A 16,059-nucleotide genomic window follows, 5' to 3' on the forward strand; every position below is an offset into this window, starting at 1 on the left:
CCGGAATCTCGAGATTCCGGGTTCGCGCTTCGCGCGCCCCGGAATGACAGGGTGTTACTTCTCGTTCGTAAAGATGATCGTGCCACTTGCCGCGAACATGCCGCCGACGCCGTGGCAGACCGAGATCTTCGCGTCCTTGACCTGTGCCGGCGCAATGCCGCGCATTTGCCGCACGCTCTCCTGCAGCGCGTACATGCCGTACATGCCGGAATGCATGTAGCTCAATCCGCCGCCATTGGTGTTGAGCGGCAGCTTGCCGCCGGGGCGAGTGTTGCCGTCGGCGATGAACTTGCCGGTCTCTTCGTGCGGCATGAAGCCGAGATCGCCGAGGCCGTAGAGCGGCAGATGCGCGAAGGCATCGTAGATCATCAAATGATCGACGTCCTTGTGGGTGATGCCGGCCTCCTTGAAGGCGGTGGGGCCTGCGACTTTGAAGGCGCGCGAGGAGTTGAACGTCTCCATCTGGCTGACCATCGGCGTTTCCACGCTCTCGCCGGTGCCGAGGATATAGACCGGCTTTCTCGGAAAGTCCTTGGCGCGGTCGGCCGAGGTCAAGATCAGCGCGCCGCCGCCGTCGGTAACGAGGCAGCATTGCAGCAGACGGAACGGGTAGGCGATCATCCGCGAGTTCAGCACGTCCGCAACCGTGATCGGGTCCTTCATCGTCGCGCGCGGGTTTTTCGCGGCCCACTCGCGCTGCACGACGGCGACCATGGCGATCTGCTCATGGGTGATGCCGTAAGTCTTCATGTAGCGCAGCACCGGAATCGGGAACATGCTGGGCGGTCCGTAGACGCCGAACGGCGCCTCGAACTGGCCCTGCAGGCTGTCGGCGGGGATCGAGCGCGGCAATTTGCCGATCATCGATTTTCCGCTCTCGGCGTGGGTGATCAGCACGGTCTTGCACAGGCCGGCCTCGATCGCCGCCGCCGCATGGCGGACGTGTAGCATGAACGAGCAGCCGCCGACGGAAGTGCCGTCCACCCAGGTCGGCGTGATGCCGAGGTAATGGGCGATCTGCTGCGGAGTTTCCACGGCGGTCGCGATACCATCGATGTCGGACAGCTTTAGCCCGGCATCGGCGATAGCATTGAGCGCCGCATCCGCGTGGAGCTGGATCTGCGACATGTTCGGGATGACGCCGAGTTCGGTGGTCTCGGCAGCACCGACGACGGCAACTTGATTCCTGCGCATGGAGCTTAAGCCTTCGCCGGACGGAACATGGGAAGGGTGATCTTGTCGTCGAGCTTCTCGAACGCGACCTCGAGCTTCATGTCGAGCTCCAGCGCCTCCGGCGTCTGCGGGCAATCGATGATGTTGCTCATCATGCGCGGGCCTTCGTCGAGTTCGACGACCGCGATCGCATAAGGCGGGGTAAAGCCGGGCGCGGCCGGACGGTGGTTGATGACATAGCTGTAGAGCTTGCCCTTGCCGCTGGCCTTGAACACACTCACCTTGCGCGAGGCGCAGGAGGGACAGAACGGCCGCGGCGGGAAATAGACTTTGGCGCAGGCGTCGCAGCGCTGCAGGCGTAACTCGCCAGCCTGCGTGCCGTCCCAGAAATGCTGGGTCTCCGGGGTTGGTTTTGGTTTGGCGCGGGCGGGCTCGGCCATGTCGGCAGTTTCTCCTCGGGGAAGTCGGGCGTTTGCCCGCTTGTTGCGATCTTGATGCGACATTTGGCTGTTGCCCGTCAACGGCTCAGCGACGACGGCGATTGCATGGCCGCATTCCTGCGCGTGAGGGCGCTTGTATGCCAGCGTATCATCGGAGATAGTCCGCCCCACGGCAAATTGCCGACTGCATTTTTCGTCATCAGGCTCGCTTCAGACACAAGTGACGCCAAAGGAAGCGAACAAGAAAGCCATGCCGAACCATCCGACGCTCGCCAGCCTCGCCGCCGACCTCGACTCCGGACGCACCACCGCGCGCAAACTGGTCGAGGAATGTCTCGCCAAAATTGCCGATCCCGCCGGCGAGGGCGCGCGCGCCTTTATCCACGTTGACAAGGACGCCGCGATCGCAGCAGCCGACGCGATGGATCATCTGCGCAAAGCGCGCGCCGCGCCATCGCCCTATGCCGGCATTCCCGTCTCGATCAAGGATCTCTACGACATCAAGGGGCAGGTGACCCGCGCCGGCTCTCGCGCGCTGGAAGATTCTGCGCCGGCAGACGCCGATGCGCCCGTGGTGGCGCGGCTGCGCCGGGCCGGCTTCATCGTGATCGGCCGCACCAACATGACCGAGTTCGCCTATTCCGGCATCGGCATCAACCCGCATTACGGCACGCCGAAGAGCGTCTGGAACCGCAGCATCGGCCACGTGCCCGGCGGCTCGTCCTCGGGCGCGGCGGTCTCGGTCGCCGACCGCATGGCGTATGGCGCGCTCGGCACCGATACCGGCGGCTCCTGCCGGATTCCGGCAGCCTATAACGGCATCGTCGGTTACAAGCCGACGCAGGCGCGCGTGCCGCTCGACGGCGGCGTACCGCTGTCCTCCTCGCTCGACAGCTTCGGGCCGCTGGCGCGCACGGTCGGATGCTGCGCTGTGCTGGATGCAGTGCTCGCGGATGAAGCCGTGCAGCCGCTGCAGTCGCGCACCGTCAAGGGCATGCGGCTCGCGGTGCCGACCACGATCGCGCTCGACGACCTCGACGAGGAGGTCGCCAAAACCTTCGAGCGCGCGCTGGCGACGCTGTCGCGCCACGGCGCGTTGATCGAGCGCATCGAGGTGCCGGAATTTCACGACGTCGGCGTCATGAACAGCAAGGGCGGTTTTGCCGCCGCCGAAAGCTACGCGTGGCACCGCTACCTGCTCACCGGCAAAGGCGACGTCTACGACCCTCGCGTCCGCGTCCGTATCCTGCGCGGCGAAGGCATCAGCGCGGCGGACTATATCGACATCCTCAAGGCGCGCCGCTCGTTCATTGCGCGAACCGAACAGCGCATCGCGCCGTACGACGCGCTGGTGCTGCCGACCACCGCGAATACGCCGCCCAGGATCGCCGACCTCGCCGACGACCAGGCCTTCGCCACGCAGAATCTGCGCGCCTTGCGCAATTGCACCCTGATCAACATGCTCGACGGCTGCGCGATCTCGCTGCCCGCGCATCGCGAGGGCGAGGTGCCGGTCGGGCTGATGCTCGCAGCCGCCGGCGGATCGGATCGCCGCGTCTTCCAACTCGCCGCCGGAATGGAGGATGTCATCCGTGTTTGATCTGACCTTCAACGTCGACGACAAGGGTATGCTGACGCCGCTGACGCTCGCGATCGACCAGGCCGTCATCGCCGGCTGGACCGGGCGCGATCCGGTCGCACGCGACAAGCACATCGCCGAACTCGAAGCGCTCGGCATCGCGCGCCCGGCGACGACACCGATCTACTACCGCTGCTCGGCGCGGCGGATTACCCAAGCTGACCGCATCGAGGTCTCCGGCGAAGATTCCAGCGGTGAGGTCGAGTTCGTGCTGATCGGCTGGCAGGGTCGCATCTTTGTCGGCTGCGGCTCCGACCATACCGACCGCAAGGTGGAGAGCTACAGTGTCACCGTCTCAAAGCAGATGTGCGACAAGCCGGTCGCCTCGGTGCTGTGGGAACTGGAGGAGGTCATCGGTCACTGGGACCGGCTGATCCTGCGCTCCTGGGCCATCATCGGCGGCGCGCGGGTGCTCTACCAGGAGGGTACGCTGGATGCCATGCTGCCGGTGAATGACCTGATCGAGCGCGGCTTTGGCGGCAAAGGCCTGCCCGACGGCTGCGCCATGTTTGGCGGCACGTTTGCGGCCAAGGGCGGCATCCGCCCGGCTGATCGCTTCGAGTTTGAACTGGAGGATCCCGTGCTGAAGCGGAAGATCAGCCACGGCTATGACGTGATCGCGCTGCCGGTGTTAGGGTGACGCCGGGCTCTAACCGCAGTCATTGCGAGCGAAGCGAAGCAATCCATCTATCCCCGAGCTGAGGCGTGGATTGCTTCGCGGAGCCTGTCATCCGGCGGCGCTTTGCGCCGACCGGGTGGCGCGCAATGACGGGGATGGAACTCGTCAGAAATCGGGTGGTTCTGTTGTGGCCTGTTTGCGAGACTGCCAGCATGAAAGCGACCGCAAGAAACATCCACCATCCTGCCCCCGACATCGCCGCCCGCGTCGATGCCATCGACTGGACGCAGGCAACTGCCGATCTCGACGCGCAGGGCTGCGCTGTGCTGAAGGGATTGTTGTCGCCGGACGAATGCGCAGCGCTGGCTGCGCTTTATCCCGACGACAAGAATTTCCGCAGCCGGATCGTTATGGGGCGCCACGGCTTTGGTCGCGGCGAGTACAAATATTTTGACTATCCATTGCCTGATCTGATCACGGAACTGCGGCCCGCGCTCTATACACGGCTCTGCGGCGTGGCCAATCGCTGGAACGAAACGATGGGGATCGACATCCGCTATCCCGACAAGCATGCAGCATTCCTGAAACGCTGCCACGACGCCGGTCAGACGCGGCCGACGCCGCTGCTTCTGCAATATGGCGAAGGCGACTACAATTGCCTGCATCAGGACCTCTATGGCGAGCACGTGTTCCCGCTGCAGGTCGCGATCCTGCTGTCGGAACCGGGGCGCGATTTCGAAGGCGGCGAGTTCGTACTGACCGAGCAGCGGCCGCGGATGCAGTCGCGGCCCGAGGTGGTGCCGCTGAGGCAGGGCGATGCCGTTGCGTTTGCTGTGCATCATCGGCCGGTGCAGGGGATGCGTGGGCCCTATCGCGTTAACCTACGCCACGGCGTCAGCCGGATCCGCTCCGGCCATCGCCATACCGTCGGCGTGATCTTTCACGATGCCAAATGAGTGCGGACTGAGTTGACTGCGGATTTGTTCGAGGCCGTGCCGGATGTGCGCCCATCGCGCGAAGCGATGGCGGAGGGAGCGGTATTGCTGCGCGGATATGCGAAGCCCTTCGAAAACGAAGTGGTCGCGGCGTTGCGCGAGATCATCGCGCGAGCGCCATTCCGCCGTATGTTTACGCCCGGCGGTCATCAGATGTCGGTCGCGATGACCAATTGCGGCAGTGCCGGTTGGGTGACCGACCGCAGCGGCTATCGCTATGACGGCATTGATCCGGATTCCGGGCAGCCTTGGCCGGAGATGCCGCCGAGCTTCCACGTAATTGCGGAGCAGGCGGCCGCCGAGGCTGGCTTTGCCGGCTTCGCGCCCGATGCCTGCCTGATCAACCGCTACGCGCCCGGCGCACGGATGTCGCTCCATCAGGACAAGGACGAGCAGGATTTCGCCGCGCCGATCGTGTCGGTGTCGCTCGGTCTGTCCGCGATCTTCCTGTTCGGCGGTCCGAAGCGCGCCGACAAACCGAAGCGCTACCGGCTCGAGCATGGCGACATCGTGGTCTGGGGCGGACCGTCGCGGCTGTTCTTCCACGGCGTAGCCGCGCTCGCCGACGGCGAGCATCCCCTGATGGGCCGCCAGCGCATCAATCTCACTTTCCGCAAGGCGCGCTGATCCTCCCACAAGGGGAGAAGGGGAGAGACGTTCCATCGGCCGTTTTCATCGTCTATGCTCTTTCCGCCGGGGGGCCGACATGAGCACGACAGAAGCAACGTCCGAAACCACCGCCAATCGCACCGGCGTCTATCTTGCCGTGCTGCAGCTTGTGTTCACGCTGGGGTGGACCACTTACGTCATCTACCTGCCAAAACTCTGCGCCGATGTCGGCATCGCGCCATCAGCCGTGATCCTGATCCTGATGCTGGATCAGGCAATCTTCACCATCACCGACACCGCGATGGGGATTGCCGCCGACAAGATCGCACCCTTCGTCGGCAAGCTCGGCGTGTTCATCGCTGTCCTGACCGCAATCTCCTGCACGGCGTTTGTCGCGCTGCCGTTCGTGGCGGGTACGGGGCCGGGCGCGCAGATCTGGTTCATCGCCCTGATCCTGATCTGGGTCGTGACGTCATCGGCCCTGCGCGCGCCGCCGCTGGCGCTGCTCGGAAAATACGCCGCGCGACCGGCGATCCCGTTTCTGTCGGCGCTGACGATGCTCGGCTACGGCCTGGCCGGCGCGGTATCGCCCTATCTCGGCCTGGTGCTGCGCAATCACGACCCGCGGCTACCCTTCGTGATCTCGGGCGTGGTACTGCTGCTCACGACGCTCGCGCTTTCGAGGGTCGAGCGTGATCTGGCGCAGACACCTCGCGCCGCAAAGCAACCGGTTGCGGCTGCAAAACCGCTTGGCCCGATACCGACGTTCTTCATCGCTTCGATGCTGATCCTCTCGCTCGGCTATCAACTGCATTTTCCATCAACAGCACGCCGTTCTTCCTGCGCTTTGCTAAGCCGGACGAATTGCCATGGCTGATGCCGGTGTTCTGGATCGGTTTCAACATCGCGATGTTTCCGGCGAGCGTCGTGGTCAAGCATCGCGGCGGGCTGATCGTGATGGGGGCGGCCGGCCTGCTCGGCGCGCTCGCCGTGCTGGGCGCGGAGATGGCCGGCAATCTCAACATGCTGATCGCGGCACAGTTCGTCGCCGGCGCGGCGTGGGGCTGCATGCTGATGTCCGCGGTTTCGGCGGCGCTGGCGATCGGGGAGACCGGCGCCGAGGGCAAGGTGGTGGGGCTGGTCTTCTCCGCGCTGGCGCTCGCGACCTTTGCGCGGATGGCGGCGGTGGCCGGCGGCCTGCAAAAGCTGCCGGAATATGCGCCGCTGTTGCACTGGGCGCCCGTGGCGTGCTGGTCGGTTGCAGGTGCAGGGTTGCTGGTGATCGCAGCCTCGCGGATGCAACACGGTGGGGCGGCGAAGCAGGCCTAAGCGTTCTTCGCCGGGTGAATGAACGTCCACGGCGAGACTTCCGAATCCGTTGGCACCTCCACCGAGATCACGCACGGCCCGCCATCGGCCAGCGCCTTCTCCAGCGCGAGCCGGAACTGATCGGGCGAAGTTACCCGCGCAGCACCCGCGCCGAAGGATTCCGCCAGCTTCACGAAGTCCGGATTGACCAGGTCCGACGCCACCACGCGTCCGTCAAAATGCTGGCGCTGATCGCGCCGCACATTGCCATAGGCGTTGTTGTTGAACACCAGCGTCACCACGCCGATCTTGAATTGCACGGCGGTTGACAGTTCCTGCACGCCGAACATGAAGCCGCCATCGCCCGTGATCGCGACCACCGGGCGGTCCGGGTTGGCGACCTTGGCGCCCAGCGCGGTGGGGAAGCCGGAGCCGAGCGTGCCTTGATACCCCGAGGTGATGAAGGTGCGCGGCTCGTAGACCGGAAAGCCGTACCAGGAGGCGAAGCCAACCTGCGAGAGCTCATCGGTAACGATCGCTTTGGCCGGCAGCACCTCGCGCAACACGTTCAGATACGCCATCTGTGGCTGCACCTTCTGGATCTCCAGATGTGCCGCCGCGGTAGCTTCGCGGATTTCGGCGCGCCGGCCGCTGGTCCTGCTATAGCCAGCCTTCTTCACAGCAGCCACGAGATCGGCCGTGCCAGCTTTCGCATCCGCGACCACGGCGGCATCGGACGTGAGTCGGCGCGTCTCGGCCGGATCGATATCGATGCGAACGGACTTCAGTCCCTTCGGCTGGTACGGCCAGCGGAATCCCGAGGCCGGCAACTCCATGCGCGTGCCGATCCCGATCATCAGATCGGTGTTCGGCCAGAGCTTGTAGGCCGCCGCCATGGTCAGCCCGAGCTCGTGCGCGTTGGAGACGATGCCGCGGCCGCTGCGGAACGCCACGACAGGCGCATCGATCATTTCGGCCAGTTCGAGAATCTCCTCGTGCGCATGGATCGCGCCGCTGCCGACGAAGATCATCGGCCGCTTCGCATCCTTGATCAGCGCAGCCGCCGCCTTGATCCGGTCGGGATCGGGTTGCGGCGCCGGAAACGGATCGAACACGGTTGAGGCGCCGACCTGCGCACGCTGCGTAAAGATGTCCCACGGCATTTCCAGCGACACCGGACCGCGGCGGCCCGACATCATCTCCTGAAACGCGCGCGACACCGCGGCGGGTGCGGCATCTGGGTATTCGATCCGCTCGGCCCATTTCACGAAGGTGCGCAGCGTTGCGAGTTGGTCCGGCATCTCGTGCAGATGGCCGCGGCCCTTGCCGAGAAACGCCGTCGGCACCTGTCCGGTCAGGCACAGCACCGGCTCGTTGCAGCCGAACGCAGTGAGTAGCGCGGCACTGGCATTGAGTACGCCCGGGCCGGGCACCACGCTGAACACGCCCGGCTTGCCCGATGAACGTGCGTAGCCGAACGCCATGTAGCCGCAGGCTTGTTCATGCCGCGCGCCGATCACTTTCAGTTGCGCCTGATGGAAGGCATCGAACAGGCCATAGATCTGCGCGCCGGGCAGGCCGAACACAGTGTCGACGCCATGCGCGACGAGGCCGTTGACGATCGCTTCGCCGCCGGAAGTTGATTTCATGGTTCAGTCCACTCGCTCGCGGGATTAGTCAGGCTTCGTCGATCACGCCATTCTTCAGCACACCGATACCCTCGGCCGCAACCTCGATGACGTCGCCAGGCTTCAGATAGCGCGGCGGGTCGAACCGCGCGCCGGCGCCGGTCGGCGTACCCGTCACGATGACGTCGCCCGGCACCAGCGTGGTAAAGGTCGAGAGATAGCTGATCAGGTAGCGGAAGCCGAAGATCAACCGGCCGGTGCGGTCATCCTGCCGGGTCTCGCCATTGACCTTCGTGGTGAGGCGGATGTCCGCAATCTGGCTTTCATCGGCGTAGGGCACGAGCCACGGGCCGAGGCTGCCGGTGGAATCGAAATTCTTGCCCTGGGTGACGTTGAACTTGGCGTGCCGCACCCAATCGCGGATGGTGCCTTCGTTGCAGAGCGTGACGGCTGCGATGTGGTCGAGCGCGGCGCTCTCCTTGATGTGCCGGCCGGCCTTGCCGATCACAAGCACCAGTTCGCCCTCGTAATCGAGTTGCGCCGAGGCGCGCGGGCGGACCAGCGGCGCGTTGTGGCCGACAAAGGAGCGCGGTGTCCGCATGAACATGCTCGGATATTTCGGCGCGTCCTGGCCGTCCTTGTATTCGGCGTTGCGGTCGGGGTAGTTCACGCCGATGCAGATGATCTTTTCCGGCGAGGGGATCGGCGGCTGCCAACTAACCGCATCGAGCGCGTAATCCGGCGCGCGCCGCGCCGCGTCTTCGGCGAGTTTCATCAGCGCGCCGGCGGCGATGACCTCGCGCAGTGTCGGGTATTCCGTTCCGAACCGGTCGGAGAGATCGACGATGCCGGCATCGGTCACGGCGCCGTATTTCTGGGTGCCGTTGACGGTGAAGGTAGCGAGACGGAGAGGGGCCATCTTCTGTTCCGTCAATCCGCAATCGTGACATCGGCGACGAAGAGCGGCTCGCGAACCTCTTGCCCCGTGAAGGGCGAACCCTCCTCGAACCAGGAGCGCGGTGCCGGTGCGCCCCACAGCGTTTGTCGGCGCGGGTCCTTTAACGACCAGCGCAGCGGTTCGTGGTCGTGGTCTCCGGTGAAGTAGTCGCTGGTGTAGAGTTCGAGCCGGTGGTCGTCCGGGTCCCGGACATAGAGGAAGAATGCATTCGAGATGCCGTGGCGGCCCGGGCCGCGCTCGATGTTCTTCAGATATCCGCTTGAAGCCATCACGTCGCAGAGATGCAGGACGTTCATCGCCGTCGGCACCCAATAGGCAAAATGGTGCAGGCGAGGACCGCGGCCGTTGGTGATGGCGAGGTCGTGGACGTTGCCCTTGCGGTGCATCCAGGCCGCTGCGATCCGCCCGTTCGGGCCGTCTTCCTCGCCGTATTCGGTCAGCCGGAAGCCGAGCCGCGCATAGAAGTCGATGGTGCCCTGAACCTCGGGCGCGAAGATGTTGAAATGATCGAGCCGCTGCGGATGGCAGCCTTTATAGAGATCGTAGCGCCGCAGCAGATGCGGGCGCTTGTCCATCGACGCATAGAGCTCGAGTTGGAAGCCGGCGGGATCGCTGAACTGCAGGGTGCGGCCCTGGAACGGCTGATCGGCGAAGGCGTAAGGGATGCCGTTCTCGGAAAAAAAGGTCGCGGCCTTGTCGAGGTCGCCGTCATTGCCGACCTTGAAGCCGAGTCGATTGCAGGCCGCGGCCGGGGCCTTCCGCAGTACCAGCGAGTGATGCTGATGCTCCTCGCTGCCGCGCAAATAAACCGCCTTGTCGTCGGCGTCCTCGACATGCAGGCCAACGGTGGTCTCGTAGAATGCGCGGCTCTTGCCGAGGTCGGTGACGTCGAGCACGGCATGGCTGCAGCGGATGATGTTGAACGGCGGGGTGAATGTGTGTGTCGGAACGGGCATAGGCGTTTCCCTGCTTGAGGCGTCATTCCGGGGCGATACGCAGTATCGAACTATGGTGCGCGATTGCGCACCTGAGAATCTCGAGGTTCCGGGTCTGGTCCTTCGGACCATCCCGGAACGACGGTGGCTGTTACACTCCCAGTCTCTGAATCTTATGCGTCCCGCGGGCGAGCGAGACGTGCTTGGTTTCCATATAGAAGTCGAACGAGTAGTCGCCGCCGTCGCGGCCGATGCCTGAAGCTTTCATGCCGCCGAACGGCGTCGGCAGATGGCGGACGTTTTCGGAATTGAGCCAGATCATGCCGGCCTCCAGCGCGTCCGCAACGCGCAGCGCGCGCCCCATATCGCCGGTCCAGACATAGCCGGTCAGGCCGTATTGCACGCCGTTGGCGATCTCGATGGCGTCCTTCTCATCCTTGAACGGGATCACGGTCAGGAACGGGCCGAACACTTCCTCCTGCGCCACGCGCATGTTTGAGTGCGCGCCGGTGACGAGGGTCGGCTGCACGTAATGCCCGCCGCCGGGGCCGTCGTGCGGCCTGCCACCCACCGCGATGGTGGCGCCGTCCTTTCTGGCGATGTCAAAATAGCTGCAGACTTTTGCAAGATGCCGCTCATGGATCAGGGGGCCGATCTCGGTGGCGGGGTCGAGCGGATGCCCAACCTTCAGCGCCTTGACCCGGGCGGTCAGCTTTTCGATGAATTCATCGGCGATACCTTGCTGGACCAGCAGCCGGCTCGACGAGGTGCAGCGCTCGCCGTTGAGCGAGTAGATCATGAAGACCACCGCATCGAGTGCCCGGTCGAGATCGGCGTCGTCGAACACGATTACGGGGTTCTTGCCCCCGAGTTCAAAATGCACGCGCTTCAGGGTGGGGGCGCCCTGCGCCATGATCGCGGAACCGGTCGAACTCTCGCCGACGAAACCGATCGCCTTGATGGCGGGATGTTCGGTCAGCGCCCTGCCCGCTTCCTCACCCATGCCATGGACCGTGTTGAGCACGCCGTCCGGCAGGCCGGCCTGTTTCGCAAGCTTCGCCAGCAGGTCCGCCGTAACCGGTGACCATTCGGCCGGCTTGTGCACGACGGTGCAGCCGGCGGCCAGCGCCGGCGCGATCTTCCAGGTCGACAGCATGAACGGCGTGTTCCACGGCGTGATCACGCCGACCGGGCCGATCGGCACTCGGGTCGAGATGTTCCAGTGCTCCTCGGAGGGCATGTTGAGGCCGTCCCGGGCTTCGCCGCACTTGTCGGCAAAGAAGCGGAAGTTCTCCGCCGCCCGGATCGCGGCTTTGGCCATGAAGCGGTGGGCCTGGCCGGTGTCGATGCATTCCAGCACCGCGATATCATCGGCGTGGTCCTCGATCGCGTCAGCCACGCGATGCAGCAACTTCTTCCGCGCGGCGGCGGGCATGTCGCGCCAGGATTTGAAGGCCGTTGCGGCGGCGGTTGCGGCGCGGTCGATGTCTTCGGCATTGCCGCGCGCGACCGATGCCAGCACTGCGCCATCAACCGGGGACTTCGTCTCAAATGTCTGGCCGGAGACCGACGGCACGGTCTTGCCGTCGATCATGTGGCCGATGCCCTCGCTCTTCAATTTGGCGAGCAGGGGGGCTGCGCGGTCGCGGTTGGCCTGGAACACATTGCCTGATTTCGGCGTGGGCTTATCCATGGGCGGTCACCAGTTTCACAGCGTCGTGGATGTTGTTGCGCTTCCAGCTTGTTTCCTTGTCGTTGATCTGCATGTCGAACGACAGCGCGAACTTTTCGCTCGCAAACACCGGATCAAGGTAGGCCGACAACGCCTTGAAAATATGTTCGCCGGCCTTTTTGCGGGTGGCGAGGTCGCGCCCCTCGCCAAGCCGCAACACCATGTCGAGAAAGCCGTAAGCCTGGCGACCATCGGCGATCGCATAGTGCTCGCATTTGATGGCGCGGACGCGGATACCCCCGAGCGGGAAGATGCCGGTTTCCACCGCCACCTTCCGGACCAGTTCCACCACCGCGCCCATGTCGACGCGCCCATCGAGATTGGCTGAATATTCAATCGTGAAGTGCGGCATGTTCCGATGGCTCCCATCGTCCTAAAGCATCAGGCGAAGTAGCAACTCACCGAACCGTAGGGTCCATAATCCGCCTGGATCGTGTCGCCCTTGCGGGTCTCGATCGGACGAATGAACGAGCCCGCCAACACCACTTGTCCGGCCTCCAGCGCCAGCCCGTTCGGTGCGATCTTGTTGGCAAGCCAGGCTACCGACGTGGCGGGATGATTGAGAACGCCGGCCGCAAGCCCGGTCTCCTCGAGCTGGCCGTTGCGGAAACAGAGCGCGCCGATCCAGCGCAGGTCGGCGTCCATTGGCCGGATCGGGCGGCCGCCGAGCACGATGCCGGCATTCGCGGCATTGTCGGCAATGGTGTCGAATATCTTCCGGGTCGCCTTGGTCTGTGGATCGATCCGCTCGACCCGCGTATCCAGAATCTCCAGCGCGGGCACCACGAAATCGGTGGCGTTAAGGACGTCGAACATCGTGCTATCAGGTCCAGCCAGCCGCGACTTCATCACGAAGGCCAGTTCGGCCTCGATGCGGGTGGCGATGAAACGATCTGAAGGCACAAGCCCGCCGTCGGCAAAGAACATGTCATCGAGCAGGATGCCGGAGTCAGGCTCGTCAATATTGAGCGCGCTCTGCATTGCCTTCGAGGTCAGGCCGATCTTGTGGCCCTTCACGGTGCGCCCCTGCGCAACCTTCATCTCGACCCAAGCTTTTTGAATAGCGTAGGCATCCTCGATCGTTATGCCGGGATGTTCAAGCGAAAGCTGCCGGATCTGTTTGCGGGTCTTTTCGGCGACATCGAGCCGCTCGGCGGCGCTTCGGATATCGTCTCTGGAAAGGGTCATGGGCGTCCGGCTCGATCAGTAAAAAGCGGGTGCTGAAATCTGTTTAACATGTTAAGTTATTCGGTGTAAACTGATTTGATGCTTGTTGCGCCGCAAAACTCTATCCTTGCCTCGATCGAGGATTCCCAATGGCGGGCCACTGAAGATGTCAGGCAAGAAATCGCCGAACGGATCGCGTTCGGACCCAGAGGGAACGACGGAGGTCCGTCGCGGGCCGATGCGCGAATTCTCGCGCTCGCTGCCGATGTCGCTCTTGCGCGCGCGCGAAGCCGTGATGCGCCAGTTCCGTCCGTCGTTGCGCAATCATGGGCTGACCGAGCAGCAATGGCGGATCCTGCGCGCGCTGACTGCGGTGGATACCATCGAGGTGACCGAGCTGGCACGCGTCGCCTTCCTGCTGGGGCCGAGCCTATCGCGAATCCTGCGCGATCTCGAAGCGCGCGATCTGATCGAACGCCGCACGGCCAAGGCAGATCTTCGCCGCGGCGAGGTGTCGATCTCCTCCAAGGGGCTGAAGCTGATCGAGGCCGTCGCGCCCACCTCGGAAGCGATCTACGCCGAGATCACGCACCGTTTTGGAGCGCGCAAGCTCGCCGAATTGCAGGACATGCTGGGCGAACTCGAGCGCAGCCTTGCCGCGATGGAGGTAGCGGGTGAGGGCGAGGCCGAAGCAGACGAGTAGGCGCAAATTTGCATGATGCTACTGGCCCGATGCATAGCGGCCGGGCAAATGATTGCAATCATTTGTCAAATGCGACTGAGGCGGTAGACATGCGCGCGATTTTTCGTTCAAAGTGCCGGCCAAGCCGGTCATCAAAACCGGTGCGGGAATCGCGGGGCTAGCTGCTCAAACGCAGGCTCTCCCGTGCAAGGACAGGGCTGAAATCCGGACATGGTCACAATAAAAGTCAACAATCTGATCGACTTCGTCGCAGAGGTTTTTTCTCATTCGGAATCCTCGCCCGAGGAAGCAAGGCGCATCGCTACTTATCTCACGACAGCCAATCTCACCGGCCATGACAGCCACGGCGTGATCCGGGTTCCGGTCTATATCCGCTGGAAGAAGACGGGCAACGTCGTTCCAAATCAGACCCCTGAGATCGTCGTCGACACCCCGTCGCTCGCCGTGGTCGATGGCAAGTTCGGCTATGGTCAGACCGTGACGCCATTCGCGGTGCGGACCGGCATTGAGAAGTGCAAGAAGGCGGGACTGTCAGCCATCGCGCTGCGCAACGCCGGCCACATCGGCCGCGTCGGCGACTGGGCTGAGATGGCCGCCGCCGAAGGGCTAGTATCGGTGCACTTCGTCAATGCCGCCGGCTCGCTGCTGGTCGCGCCGTATGGCGGTGTCCAGAAACGGCTCTCGACCGCGCCTTACTGCGTCGGCATTCCGCGCCAGAGGCAAGATCCGATCGTGCTCGATTTTGCCACCTCGATCGTTGCCGAAGGCAAGGTGCTGGTCGCCAGCCGCGGCGGCAAAAAGCTTCCGACCGGCGCACTGGTCGATGCCGACGGCACGCTGAGCGAGGAGCCGTCCGTGCTCTACGGTCCCTACACGCCGGACGGGCCGCGCGACCACACCAAGGGCACGGGCGCGATCCGCGCGTTCGGCGAGCACAAGGGCTCGGGGTTGGCGTTCATCTGCGAACTGCTCGGCGGAGCGCTGACCGGCACCGGCGCCACTTCGGGTGGCCGGCAGTTCGCCAACGGCATGCTTGCCTTCTATATCGATCCCAAGGTGATCGACACGGCCAACTATTTCGACGACGAAATCTCGCGCTATACCGACTTCATCCGGGAGACCAAGCCGATCGCCGGCGTCGAGTCCGTGCTGGTCCCGGGTGACCCCGAACGCAAGATGCGCGCCGAACGCACCAGGAACGGCGTGCCGCTGCCTGATGATACCTGGGCTGCAATCGTCAACACCGCCCGCGAGGTCGGCGTCAGCGAAGCGAGCATTCAGCGCGCGACCAGCTAATCAAATCTGCGAACTCCAACAAATTGTAACGATCACAAAGGGAAAGCGATCAATGGCAACCAACAACGTCAAGAAAGTATGGGCCTCGGGCAAGGCCGTGGTGAACGCATGGCTCGCGATCCCGTCCGGCTTCTCGGCCGAAGTGATCGCGCAGTGCGGCTTCGACAGCGTTACCGTCGACATGCAGCACGGCGTGCAGGACTATCTTTCGATGGTGCAATGCTTTCAGGCGATGAACGGTCATCCGGTGACGCCGATGGTCCGCGTGCCCTGGAACGAGCCCGGCATCATCGGCAAGGTGCTCGACGGCGGCGCCTATGGCGTGATCTGCCCGATGATCAACACCAAGGAGGAGGCGAAGAACCTCGTCCAGTATTCCAAGTATCCGCCGAAGGGCACGCGCTCGAACGGCCCGATCCGCTCCGGCATGTATGGCTCGGCCGGTTCTTACCAGCAGACGGCGAACGACGAGATTGTGCTGCTGCCGATGATGGAGACCAGGACGGCGGTCGAAAACATGGAGTCGATCCTCGACGTCGAAGGCATCGACGGCGTCTATATCGGCCCCTCCGACCTCGGTTTCTCCTATGGCCTGGTGCCGAAGCTCGACCGCGACGAACCTGAAATTCTCAAGATCTACGAGAAGATCGTCAAGGAATGCGGCAAGCGCGGGCTCAATCCCGGCATCCACTGCTCGGGCGCCGAGGGCGCGGTGCGCGCCATCAACATGGGCTTCAAGCTCGTGACGCTGTCGAACGAGAGCGGCCTGATGATGACCTACGCCAAGATGCAGGTGAATCAGACCCGCAAGGATAGCGGCGGGAAGGCGTAAAAGATCTCGTGTCCCGGACGCGGTG

General features: G+C 63.9%; 15 protein-coding genes and 1 pseudogene. 8 read left to right on the top strand and 8 right to left on the bottom strand.

What is annotated here, in order from left to right; genetic code table 11:
- Positions 1 to 54: 54 nt before the first annotated feature.
- Together V1290_RS30460 and V1290_RS30465 are read right to left on the bottom strand one after the other, a co-directional pair.
- Positions 55 to 1,194 (bottom strand): thiolase C-terminal domain-containing protein, encoded by a 1,140-nt coding sequence (locus V1290_RS30460; protein WP_334367792.1) that lies wholly within the window; start codon positions 1,192 to 1,194, stop codon positions 55 to 57.
- A 5-nt stretch (positions 1,195 to 1,199) separates the two neighbouring features.
- On the bottom strand, positions 1,200 to 1,613 hold the full coding sequence (locus V1290_RS30465; RefSeq protein WP_334367793.1) for a Zn-ribbon domain-containing OB-fold protein: 414 nt from the start codon (positions 1,611 to 1,613) through the stop codon (positions 1,200 to 1,202).
- A gap of 250 nt (positions 1,614 to 1,863) precedes the next feature.
- Between V1290_RS30465 and V1290_RS30470 the strand changes: the two genes are divergently transcribed.
- The 5 genes and pseudogenes from V1290_RS30470 (at position 1,864) to V1290_RS30490 (ending at position 6,804) form a co-directional block, all read left to right on the top strand.
- Positions 1,864 to 3,213, top strand: a complete 1,350-nt coding sequence (locus V1290_RS30470) for an amidase (protein ID WP_334367794.1) — start codon at positions 1,864 to 1,866, stop codon at positions 3,211 to 3,213.
- Positions 3,206 to 3,892 (top strand): DUF2848 domain-containing protein, encoded by a 687-nt coding sequence (locus V1290_RS30475; protein ID WP_334367795.1) that lies wholly within the window; start codon positions 3,206 to 3,208, stop codon positions 3,890 to 3,892. The genes V1290_RS30470 and V1290_RS30475 overlap by 8 nt, the downstream gene beginning before the upstream one ends.
- A 191-nt stretch (positions 3,893 to 4,083) precedes the next feature.
- Complete coding sequence (locus tag V1290_RS30480) at positions 4,084 to 4,827, top strand: 2OG-Fe(II) oxygenase (protein ID WP_334367796.1); 744 nt, start codon at positions 4,084 to 4,086, stop codon at positions 4,825 to 4,827.
- A 12-nt stretch (positions 4,828 to 4,839) separates the two neighbouring features.
- A complete protein-coding gene (gene alkB / locus V1290_RS30485; RefSeq protein ID WP_334369221.1) occupies positions 4,840 to 5,493 on the top strand; it encodes a DNA oxidative demethylase AlkB in 654 nt (217 codons plus the stop codon).
- Positions 5,494 to 5,572: 79 nt separating this feature from the next.
- Positions 5,573 to 6,804 (top strand): annotated as a pseudogene (locus V1290_RS30490) (MFS transporter).
- Here the strand turns inward: V1290_RS30490 and V1290_RS30495 are convergent.
- From V1290_RS30495 to hpaH, 6 genes are all read right to left on the bottom strand, one after another.
- On the bottom strand, positions 6,801 to 8,432 hold the full coding sequence (locus V1290_RS30495; protein WP_334367797.1) for a thiamine pyrophosphate-dependent enzyme: 1,632 nt from the start codon (positions 8,430 to 8,432) through the stop codon (positions 6,801 to 6,803). The pseudogene V1290_RS30490 and the gene V1290_RS30495 overlap by 4 nt on opposite strands.
- A 28-nt stretch (positions 8,433 to 8,460) precedes the next feature.
- Positions 8,461 to 9,330, bottom strand: a complete 870-nt coding sequence (locus V1290_RS30500; protein ID WP_334367798.1) for a fumarylacetoacetate hydrolase family protein — start codon at positions 9,328 to 9,330, stop codon at positions 8,461 to 8,463.
- 11 nt (positions 9,331 to 9,341) lie between these two features.
- Positions 9,342 to 10,325: a 3,4-dihydroxyphenylacetate 2,3-dioxygenase gene (gene hpaD / locus V1290_RS30505; RefSeq protein ID WP_334367799.1), complete on the bottom strand. Its 984-nt coding sequence runs from the start codon at positions 10,323 to 10,325 to the stop codon at positions 9,342 to 9,344.
- A 130-nt stretch (positions 10,326 to 10,455) separates the two neighbouring features.
- Positions 10,456 to 11,997 (bottom strand): 5-carboxymethyl-2-hydroxymuconate semialdehyde dehydrogenase, encoded by a 1,542-nt coding sequence (gene hpaE, locus V1290_RS30510; RefSeq protein ID WP_334367800.1) that lies wholly within the window; start codon positions 11,995 to 11,997, stop codon positions 10,456 to 10,458.
- On the bottom strand, positions 11,990 to 12,388 hold the full coding sequence (locus tag V1290_RS30515; RefSeq protein ID WP_334367801.1) for a 5-carboxymethyl-2-hydroxymuconate Delta-isomerase: 399 nt from the start codon (positions 12,386 to 12,388) through the stop codon (positions 11,990 to 11,992). Before V1290_RS30515 ends, hpaE begins: the two co-directional genes overlap by 8 nt.
- Positions 12,389 to 12,417: 29 nt before the next feature.
- Positions 12,418 to 13,224 carry a 2-oxo-hept-4-ene-1,7-dioate hydratase gene (hpaH, locus tag V1290_RS30520; protein WP_334367802.1) on the bottom strand — a complete coding sequence of 269 codons (807 nt, stop codon included), beginning with the start codon at positions 13,222 to 13,224 and terminating at the stop codon, positions 12,418 to 12,420.
- Between the two features lie 217 nt (positions 13,225 to 13,441).
- On the opposite strand from hpaH, the gene hpaR reads away from it, so the two are divergent.
- The 3 genes from hpaR to V1290_RS30535 all read left to right on the top strand — a co-directional run bounded on the left by hpaR (position 13,442) and on the right by V1290_RS30535 (position 16,034).
- Positions 13,442 to 13,906 carry a homoprotocatechuate degradation operon regulator HpaR gene (hpaR, locus tag V1290_RS30525; RefSeq protein ID WP_334367803.1) on the top strand — a complete coding sequence of 155 codons (465 nt, stop codon included), beginning with the start codon at positions 13,442 to 13,444 and terminating at the stop codon, positions 13,904 to 13,906.
- 210 nt (positions 13,907 to 14,116) lie between these two features.
- Positions 14,117 to 15,202: a malate/lactate/ureidoglycolate dehydrogenase gene (locus V1290_RS30530; RefSeq protein WP_334367804.1), complete on the top strand. Its 1,086-nt coding sequence runs from the start codon at positions 14,117 to 14,119 to the stop codon at positions 15,200 to 15,202.
- A 52-nt stretch (positions 15,203 to 15,254) separates the two neighbouring features.
- The gene (locus V1290_RS30535; RefSeq protein ID WP_334367805.1) at positions 15,255 to 16,034 is read left to right on the top strand and encodes an HpcH/HpaI aldolase family protein; all 780 of its coding nucleotides are present in this window, start codon (positions 15,255 to 15,257) and stop codon (positions 16,032 to 16,034) included.
- Positions 16,035 to 16,059: the final 25 nt, after the last annotated feature.

This window comes from Bradyrhizobium sp. AZCC 1578 (assembly GCF_036924675.1).
In the GTDB taxonomy this organism is placed as follows: domain Bacteria; phylum Pseudomonadota; class Alphaproteobacteria; order Rhizobiales; family Xanthobacteraceae; genus Bradyrhizobium.